The sequence below is a fragment of the Streptomyces sp. NPDC059582 genome (assembly GCF_042735715.1).
GTDB lineage: Bacteria > Actinomycetota > Actinomycetes > Streptomycetales > Streptomycetaceae > Streptomyces.
In genome coordinates this window covers 1-9048 of sequence record NZ_JBHWCC010000109.1, presented here as the reverse complement: position 1 = coordinate 9048, position 9048 = coordinate 1, and the positions used below count along the sequence as shown (strand labels likewise).

The 9048-nt window shown below is 71.8% G+C and carries 6 protein-coding genes; 3 read left to right on the top strand and 3 right to left on the bottom strand.

Annotated features, from left to right (window positions below; translation table 11 throughout):
• The first annotated feature begins 161 nt into the window (after positions 1-161).
• Positions 162-1049, top strand: a complete 888-nt coding sequence (locus ACFV0T_RS41925) for a cellulose-binding protein (protein WP_385790785.1) — start codon at positions 162-164, stop codon at positions 1047-1049.
• 41 nt (positions 1050-1090) lie between these two features.
• Here ACFV0T_RS41925 and ACFV0T_RS41920 read toward each other — a convergent pair whose 3' ends face one another.
• The 3 genes from ACFV0T_RS41920 to ACFV0T_RS41910 form a co-directional block, all read right to left on the bottom strand.
• Positions 1091-2701, bottom strand: coding sequence for a cation acetate symporter (locus ACFV0T_RS41920; protein ID WP_385790783.1), 1611 nt, complete (start codon positions 2699-2701; stop codon positions 1091-1093).
• Positions 2698-3141, bottom strand: a complete 444-nt coding sequence (locus tag ACFV0T_RS41915) for a DUF485 domain-containing protein (RefSeq protein ID WP_385790781.1) — start codon at positions 3139-3141, stop codon at positions 2698-2700. Before ACFV0T_RS41915 ends, ACFV0T_RS41920 begins: the two co-directional genes overlap by 4 nt.
• 220 nt (positions 3142-3361) lie before the next feature.
• Entirely contained in the window at positions 3362-4939 is a 1578-nt protein-coding gene (locus ACFV0T_RS41910) for an MFS transporter (RefSeq protein WP_385790779.1), read from the bottom strand.
• 527 nt (positions 4940-5466) lie between these two features.
• Between ACFV0T_RS41910 and ACFV0T_RS41905 the strand changes: the two genes are divergently transcribed.
• Together ACFV0T_RS41905 and ACFV0T_RS41900 are read left to right on the top strand one after the other, a co-directional pair.
• The gene (locus ACFV0T_RS41905) at positions 5467-6255 is read left to right on the top strand and encodes an ABC transporter ATP-binding protein (RefSeq protein WP_385790778.1); all 789 of its coding nucleotides are present in this window, start codon (positions 5467-5469) and stop codon (positions 6253-6255) included.
• Positions 6252-8831: an ABC transporter permease gene (locus ACFV0T_RS41900; protein ID WP_385790777.1), complete on the top strand. Its 2580-nt coding sequence runs from the start codon at positions 6252-6254 to the stop codon at positions 8829-8831. Before ACFV0T_RS41905 ends, ACFV0T_RS41900 begins: the two co-directional genes overlap by 4 nt.
• Positions 8832-9048: the final 217 nt, after the last annotated feature.

The following is a 9048-nucleotide window of genomic DNA, read 5'->3' as shown; positions in this document are numbered from 1 at the left end:
GGCCCCGGTCGAGTGACCGGGGCCGCCGCTTTTTTGGCTCTGCGCCCGTTCCCGCCGTGACGTGTCTACGGAGTGTCGCGTTATGAACACTTGCTCCCGATACATCAGGATATGCGCGAAATGATCATGTCGTGTGTGCATGGTGGAGAGGGGCTCCCAGGATGAGCAGCGCATCGGTGTCGCCGCACGGCTTGGTGACCGTCCGGGGGCGTGGCTACCGCCCCGAACAGGTCGACTCGCACATGGCCGCGCTCGCCCGTGACCGGGACGCCGCCTGGGAGCGCGCCGCCCGGCTGACGGTGCTCGCCAAGGAGATGGAGGCGGCGGCGGCCGGGTTGCGCGAGACGGTCGCGCGGCTCGCCCCGCAGACGTACGACTCGCTCGGGGAGCGCGCGCAGCGTCTGTTCCGGCTCGCGGAGGAAGAGGCGGCGGCGGTGCTGGAGCAGGCGCGTGGCGCGGCCCGGCAGCAGGCGGCGCACGCCGAGGAGCAGGCCCTGGCGGTGTGCGGGGCGGCGCGGGAACGCGCGGACGGGATCCGCGAGGAGGCCGAGGAACGCGCCGTTCAGGGGCTGCTCATGGCCCGCGCCGAGGCCGACGAGCTGCGGATCAGCACCCGGCGGGAGGTGAAGGAGGCCCGCAGCGAGGCGCTGTCCGTACTGCGTGAGGTGCGCCGGCGCACCGCCGCGACGCTCGCCGGACAGGCGAAGGAGCACGAGGGCCGGTGGGCCGAGGCGGAGCGGGTGGCGGTCGAGCACGCGGACGCGCTCGACGCCCACCACGCCGGCCTGGTCGCGCGCGCCGAGGCCGGGCTCCGCGAGGCGCGGCAGGCGTGCGCCGACGCCGAGCAGTCGGCGCACCACGGGCAGGAGGAGGCGCGGGCGCGCGCCGCCGAACTGCTGGCCGAGGCCCGGGTCCGGGCGGACCGGATCGCGCGGGACACGGAGCAGGTGCTGCGGGAGCACGGGGAGCGGTGGGACGACGTACGCGCCCACATGGACCATGTGCGCAGCAGCCTCACCGCCCTGACCGGGCGGGCACCGGCGGAATAGCGCCCACGCCCGCTCTCAGCCCGCCCGCTCGCCCGCTCGCCTCACTCGTCCCTGCGTACCGCTCCCGCCAGCAGCCAGCCCTCCACCGCCTCGTACTGCCGGCGCTGCTCCTGCGCCTGCCGGCGGCCCGAGACGACCGTGCCGAGCCAGCCGAGGGCGAAGCCCAGCGGGATGGTGACCAGGCCGGTGGTGGTGAACGGGAACCAGTTGAAGTCGGCCTCGGGGAAGGCGGCGGCGGGCGAGCCCGAGACCAGGTTGGTACCCGGCATCAGCAGCAGGACCGAGAGCGAGCCGCCGATGAGGGTGCACAGCAGGCCGGTCCGGGTGTAGCGGCGCCAGAAGAGGCCGTAGACCAGGGCGGGGGCGATGGCCGAGGCGCTCAGGCAGAAGGAGAGCGTGACCAGCGGCTGGAGGCTGCGGTGCTGGATCTGGGTGGCCAGCAGGACCGCGGGGATGCCGACCGCCAGGGCGAAGAGGCGGGCCAGCAGCATCTCGCGGCGCGGCGTCATCTCCCGCGCCCGGGCCGCGAACACGTCGTGGGCCAGCGAGTTGGCGCAGGCGAGGATCATCCCGGCGACGGACGCGAGCACCGTCAGGAAGATCGCCGTGGTGACGGTCGTGAACAGCAGGCTCTCCGCCGTCGACACGTCGGGGCCGAAGGCCGCGCGCGAGCCCAGCAGATAGGCCGTGTTGCCCTGCGGGTCCTCCCGCGCGATCGCGGCCCGGCCGATCAGCGCGGTCGCGCCGAAGCCGACGACGGTGATGACGAGGACGAACAGGGCCACGCCCGACACCGCCCAGGACATCGAACGGCGTACCTGGCGGGCGCCGGAGGCGGTGTACATGCGCATGGTGATGTGGGGCAGGCAGCCGCCGCCCAGCACCACCGTCAACTCGGACGTGATCATGTCGAGCCGGGGGTGGGCGCCGCCGGTGAACTGCATCCCGGAGTGCAGGAACGCGGCGCCGACCCCGCTCTGCCGCGCCGCCGCGTCGAAGAGGGTGCCGGGGTTCCAGTCGAAGCGCCGGAGGATCAGTACGGCCACCACGGCGCCCGAGCCGAGCAGCATCACGATCTTCAGGATCTGGATCAGGGCGGTGCCCTTCATCCCGCCGATCGCCGCGTAACTGATCATCAGCGCGCCCAGTCCCAGGACGCAGGCCGTCTTCAGGGAGTCGCCGGAGAAGCCGAGGAGGAAGGCGAGCAGCTGGCCGGTGCCCGCGAGCTGCACCAGCATCAGCGGCAGCAGCGCGGCGAGGGTCACCCCGCACGCGGCCATCCGTACGGTACGTCCGGGCATCCGGCGGGCGAACGCGTCGCCCATGGTGAACCGGCCCGCGTTGCGCAGGGGTTCGGCCAGCAGGAACATCAGCAGCAACAGCGACAGCGCCGTACTCAGCGCGAGCACCACCCCGTCGTAGCCGCACAGGGCGATCACGCCGCTGGTGCCCAGGACGGTCGCCGCGGAGATGTAGTCACCGGCGATCGCGAGGCCGTTGCGCAGCGGGGAGAGCGAGCCGTAGCCGGTGTAGAACTCGTCGAGGTCGTCGTTGTCCGGGCCGGTCATGACGCACAGCAGCAGGGTGAGGGTGGCCACGGCCGTGAAGGCGACCAGGGACATGGTCTGCGCGCTGTCGCTGAAGCCGGTCATCGGGCGGCTCCCCGCTTGGCGTCGAGCGCGGCCAGTCTGCGGATGCGGTCCGCGAGCGGGTCGACATGGCGCCGGGCGGTGTGTTCGTAGAGCGCGATCGCCAGCCAGGTGACGGGGAGTTGGAGCAGGGCGAGCAGCAGCCCCGCGGGCAGGCCGTCGGTCACCGGGCGTGTCATGAACGACGGAGCCAGGGCGGACAGCAGCAGGAAGACCGTGAAGTAGCCGAGTGCGGTGAGCGTGGCCACGCGCCGCTGCCGGCGGTAGGCGCCGCGCAGGATCCGCAGGTCGCTGTGGCGTCCGAGGGCCTCGCGGCGGGGTCGGCGGCGCGCGACGGGCTCCGGCGGCCGCTGCGGCTGCCAGGGGTAGGTGGGGGACTGCTGCTGCGGGTGCTGCGGGTGCTGCGGGTGGTTCGGGTACGACGAGTACGGGTCGTGTGTCATCCCGGGCTCCTTGCGTGGCTCGGGTCCGTGGCGGCGGACCGCAGGGAGGTGTGGGGTGCGGTTCACGCACGCTACTCGGGCCGATTCCTGTGCGGGCCTTTTTCGCCGAACTGGGCGGTCGGTATGCGCTTGCCCGTGCGACCTGCGGTGTTACCCGCGTTAACCCGGGCGCGGGTCGGCCGGTCCCCGGGGTGGGCCGCCGTCCGGTCTCCGGAGTGGATCAATCGGTCCCGGGAGCGGATCGGTCGGCCCCGGGAGTGGACTGGTCGGTCTCCGGAGCGGCTCGGTCGGCGGAGTTCCGCAGCACCGGGAAGCGGCGCGGTGCCACGAACAGCAGCACCAGGAAGGCCAGCGCGGCGGCGCAGGCCGCGCCGAGGTACACCGCGTGCACCGCGGCCGCGACGGCCCGGCGGGTGGCCTCCGGTGCCACGCCCCCGTCCAGTCCCCGGGTGACGGAGTCCAGGTCGCCCGTCCCGCCCAGGTGTGCCGCGAGCACCCCGTTGGCGACCGCGCCGAAGACGGCCGCGCCGATCGTCTGGCCGGTCTGCCGGCAGAACAGGACGGACGCGGTGGTCGTGCCGCGCTCCGCCCAGCCGACCGTGGACTGCACGCCGACGATGAGGGGGAGCTGGAACAGGCCCAGGGCGGCGCCGAGCAGCAGCATCAGCAGCGTCGGCTGCCAGGCCCGGCCGGGGTAGGGCAGGAAGAGGAACGCGAACAGGATCAGGGTGGCCGCGCCGATGCCCAGCATCGCGGTGTCGCGGAAGCCGATCCGCCGGTAGACGTGCTGGCTGAGGGCGGCCGCCACCGGCCAGCTCAACGTCCATACGGACAGGACGAATCCGGCGGCGACCGGGGCCAGGCCCAGCACCGACTGCGCGTACGTGGGCAGGAAGACGGTCGGTGCCACCATCAGCAGGCCCAGCGCGCCCAGCGCGAGGTTCACCGCCGCGATCGTGCGGCGGCGCCACACCCACCCCGGGATGATCGGCTCGGCCGCCCGGCGTTCGACCACGACGACCAGCGCGACCAGCGCGAGTCCGGTGCCGAACAGGGCGACGGACGGCGCCGACAGCCACGGCCAGGCCACCCCGCCCTGCACCAGCGCCGTCAGCAGGACGCCGCCGCACGCGAACACCGTCAGCGCGCCCGCCCAGTCGACCCGCGCGCGTGCGCCGGGCGATCGCGACGACTCCCGTCGCGGCTCGTGCAGATGGCGGACGATCAGCCACAGCGCGACCGCGCCGATCGGCAGGTTGACTAGGAAGATCCAGCGCCAGTCGGCGTAGGCCGCCAGTACCCCGCCCAGGCCCGGGCCCGCGACCGCCGACACCGCCCACACGGTGGACAGCTTGGACTGGATCTTCGGGCGTTCCTCCAGCGGGTAGAGGTCGGCCGCGAGGGTCTGCACCGTTCCCTGCAACGCTCCGCCGCCCAGGCCCTGCACGATGCGGAAGGCGATCAGCGCCGCCATGTTCCAGGCGAGCGCGCACAGCAGGGAGCCCAGCAGGAAGACGGCCGCGCCGGCCACCAGCACCGGCTTGCGGCCGAAGGTGTCGGAGAGCTTGCCGTAGACCGGGAGGGAGACCGTCACCGCGAGCAGGTAGCCGGAGAACAGCCAGGAGAAGACGGAGAAGCCGCCGAGGTCGCCGACGATCTGCGGGACGGCGGTGGAGACGATGGTGGAGTCGAGGGCCGCCAGCGCCATGGCGAGCATGAGCGCGGCGACCACCGCGCCCCGCTGTCCGGTGGCCGTGCGCTGTGCGGCGTCGCGTGTGGCAGGTGTCGTACCGCTCACCGGATCCCCTCCCCGTGGCCTATGCAACCATCCCGCCCGACAGCTTCCCACTTGATCCTCACGCGACGGGAGGCCGGGCGGGAGGACTGGAGGGGCCACGTGATCGGGCCGACGGGTGGAGCCGGTCCGGCGGAGCGCTCCACCCGCCGGTGGAGTGCCCCTAGGGGTATCTCCGTACTACGGCTCGGGGATGGTTCGTACCGCCGGAGGAGGAGACGGTGCCGGTGCCGTCCCTAGTCTGGTTCCACGTCGTCGGGGCGCCCCACCGTCCCGCCGGGGGGTGGGGTTAACCCCCCGCAAAGAGGGTGCCGAGCACCAGCGCGCCGCACCCTGTCCCGCGGACAGACTGAGCGACGTACCGACGACTACCGGCGACATACCGGCGACATACCGGCGACGTGGCGAAGTGCCGACGCACGCACGCCACGCACGCCGCACAGGTACACGCGCCACACACGTAGACGCACCCGCACGGACCCTTCGGGGATCCGTGCGTCTCAACTGCTGACGGAAATAGGAGACATACCGTGACATCGGCTGTGACCATCACCAGGCACGGGGGCACTGGCGGGCGTACGGCCGTTGCCGCGCGATCGCGGCAGGTCGTCAAGGCCTACGGGTCCGGAGAGACCCGTGTCGTCGCGCTCGACCACGTCGACGTGGACATCGCCCGCGGCCAGTTCACCGCGATCATGGGCCCCTCGGGGTCCGGCAAGTCCACACTGATGCACTGCCTCGCCGGGCTCGACACCGTGACGAGCGGTCAGATCTACCTGGACGAGACCGAGATCACCGGCCTGAAGGACAAGAAGCTCACCCAGCTGCGCCGGGACCGGATCGGGTTCATCTTCCAGGCGTTCAACCTGCTGCCGACGCTCAACGCCATAGAGAACATCACCCTGCCCATGGACATCGCCGGGCGGAAGCCGGACCGGGCGTGGCTGGACCGGGTCGTGGAGACCGTCGGCCTCGCCGGGCGGCTCAAGCACCGGCCCGGCCAGCTCTCCGGCGGCCAGCAGCAGCGCGTCGCCGTGGCCCGCGCGCTCGCCGCCCGCCCCGAGATCATCTTCGGTGACGAACCGACCGGAAACCTCGACTCGCGGGCCGGCGCCGAGGTGCTCGGCTTCCTGCGCCAGTCGGTGGACGAGCTGGGCCAGACGATCGTGATGGTCACCCACGACCCGGTGGCCGCCTCGTACGCCGACCGGGTGCTGTACCTCGCCGACGGCCGCATCGTCGACGAGATGCACCGGCCGACCGCCGACACCGTGCTGGACCGCATGAAGGACTTCGACGCCCGGGGGCGTACGTCATGACCGTGCTCAAGACCTCGATGCGCAACTTCTTCGCGCACAAGGGACGCATGGCCCTGTCGGCCGTCGCCGTCCTGCTGTCGGTGGCGTTCGTCTGCGGGACGCTCGTCTTCACCGACACCATGAACACCACCTTCGACAAGCTGTTCGCGGCCACCTCCTCCGACGTGACGGTGAGCGCGAAGAGCGCCTCGGACACCGGCGAGACGACGGCCGGCAACGGCAGGCCGCCGGTCATGCCGGCCTCCGTGCTCGCCGAGGTCCGCGCCGCCCAGGGCGTGAAGTCGGCGGAGGGCACCGTCTTCTCCAGCGCGGTGACCGTCGTCGACGCCGACAAGGACAACCTGTCGCCCTCCAGCGGCGCGCCCACCATCGTCGGCAGCTGGAACGCCAACGAAGCCCGCACCATGAAGATCACCTCCGGTGCGGCGCCCGAGGGCTCCGGTCAGGTCATGGTCGACGCGGACACCGCCGACAAGCACCACCTCAGGCTCGGTGACGAGATCGGCGTGATCAGCGCGGTCGGCACGCACACCGCGAAGATCTCCGGCATCGCCACCTTCACCGTCACCAACCCCGGTGCCGCGATCTTCTACCTGGACACCGCGACGGCCCAGCGGACCCTGGTCGGGCGGACCGGCGTCTACACGAACGTCAACGTCACCGCCGCCGCCGGGGTCAGCGACGCCCAGCTGAAGAAGAACGTGACGGCGCGGACCGGCGGCGCCTACAAGGTGCAGACCGCCAAGGAGACCGCCGACGCCAACCGCCAGGACGTGGGCGACTTCCTGAACGTGATGAAGTACGCGATGCTCGGCTTCGCCGGGATCGCCTTCCTCGTCGGCATCTTCCTGATCATCAACACCTTCTCGATGCTGGTCGCCCAGCGCACCCGCGAGATCGGTCTGATGCGGGCCATCGGCTCCAGCCGTCGGCAGGTCAACCGCTCCGTCCTGGCGGAGGCACTGCTCCTCGGCATGGTCGGCTCGGTCCTCGGCGTCGGCGCGGGCATCGGCATCGCCGTCGGTCTGATGAAGCTCATGGGCCTGACCGGCATGAACCTCTCCACCGACGACCTGACGGTGGCCTGGACGACCCCGGTGCTCGGCATGGTGCTCGGCATCGTCGTCACGGTCCTGGCGGCCTACCTGCCCGCCCGCCGGGCCGGCAAGGTCTCCCCGATGGCCGCCCTGCGCGACGCGGGCGCCCCGGCCGACGCCAGGGCCGGTGTCGTACGGGCGGTGCTCGGCCTGGTCCTCACCGGTGCGGGAGGCTACGGCCTCTACCAGGCGGCCGGCGCCGACAAGGCGAGCGAGGGCTCGACGTGGCTCGGTCTCGGCGTGGTCCTGAGCCTGATCGGGTTCGTGGTGATCGGCCCGATCCTCGCGGGCGGCGTGGTGCGTGTGCTGGGCGCGGTCCTGCTGCGGGCCTTCGGCCCGGTGGGACGCATGGCCGAACGGAACGCCCTGCGCAACCCGCGCCGTACCGGCGCCACGGGCGCCGCCCTGATGATCGGCCTCGCGCTGGTCGCCTGCCTGTCGGTGGTCGGTTCCTCCATGGTCGCCTCCGCGACCGAACAGCTGGACAAGACCGTCGGCACGGACTTCATCATCCAGAACGACGGCGGGCAGCCGATCACCTCGCAGGCCGTCCAGGCCGTGAAGTCGACGCCGGGGCTGGCACGGGTCACCGAGTACAAGGTGCTGGACGCCGACCTGACCACACCCGACGGAAAGACCTCCAAGGGCGAGACCATCAACGCGGCCGACCCGACGTACGCGACGGACCTGCGCACCGAGACGACGGCGGGCAGCCTCGCGGACGCCTACCGGCCCGACTCCATGTCCGTCTTCGAGGGCTTCGCCAAGGACCACGGCATCGGGCTCGGCTCCAAGGTCGGCGTCGCCTTCCGGGACGGCACCACCGCCACGCTCACCGTCCGGGCGATCACCAGCGATGACGTCGTCATCGACAAGGGCGCGATGTACGTCTCGATCAGCACGGTCGCGAAGTACGTGCCCGACGAGAGGATGCCTCTCGACCAGCTGGTCTTCGCCACGGCGAAGGAGGGGAAGCAGGACGCCGCGTACACGTCCCTGAAGGCGGCCCTGCACGACTACCCGCAGTACGAGGTCCGCGACCAGACCGACTACAAGCAGGCACTGAAGGACCAGATCGGGCAGCTGCTGAACCTGATCTACGGTCTGCTGGCGCTGGCGATCGTCGTGGCGGTCCTGGGCGTGGTCAACACCCTGGCCCTCTCGGTCGTGGAGCGCACCCGGGAGATCGGCCTGATGCGGGCGATCGGCCTCTCGCGCCGCCAGCTGCGCCGCATGATCCGCATGGAGTCGGTCGTCATCGCCCTCTTCGGCGCCCTGCTGGGTCTGGGGCTGGGCATGGGATGGGGCGCGACCGCGCAGAAGCTGCTGGCTCTGGAGGGACTGAACGTCCTGGAGATCCCGTGGCCGACGATCATCGGAGTGTTCGTCGGATCGGCCTTCGTGGGCCTGTTCGCGGCGCTCGTGCCGGCCTTCCGGGCGGGGCGGATGAACGTACTGAACGCGATCGCGACGGAGTAGACGAAGCGGTCGAAGCGGTCGAAGCGGTCGAAGCGGTCGAAGCGGTCGAGGCGATCGAGGCGATCGAGGCGATCGAAGCGGTCGGAGTGGTCGGAGTGGACGGAGTGGACGCCGAGGTCGGAGTGATCCGACGCGGCGGAGCCCGCCAGCCACCGCATACGGGGGTTGCGGGGGACGGCCCGGCGCCGGAGAGTCCTTGGGGGGACTCTCCGGCGCC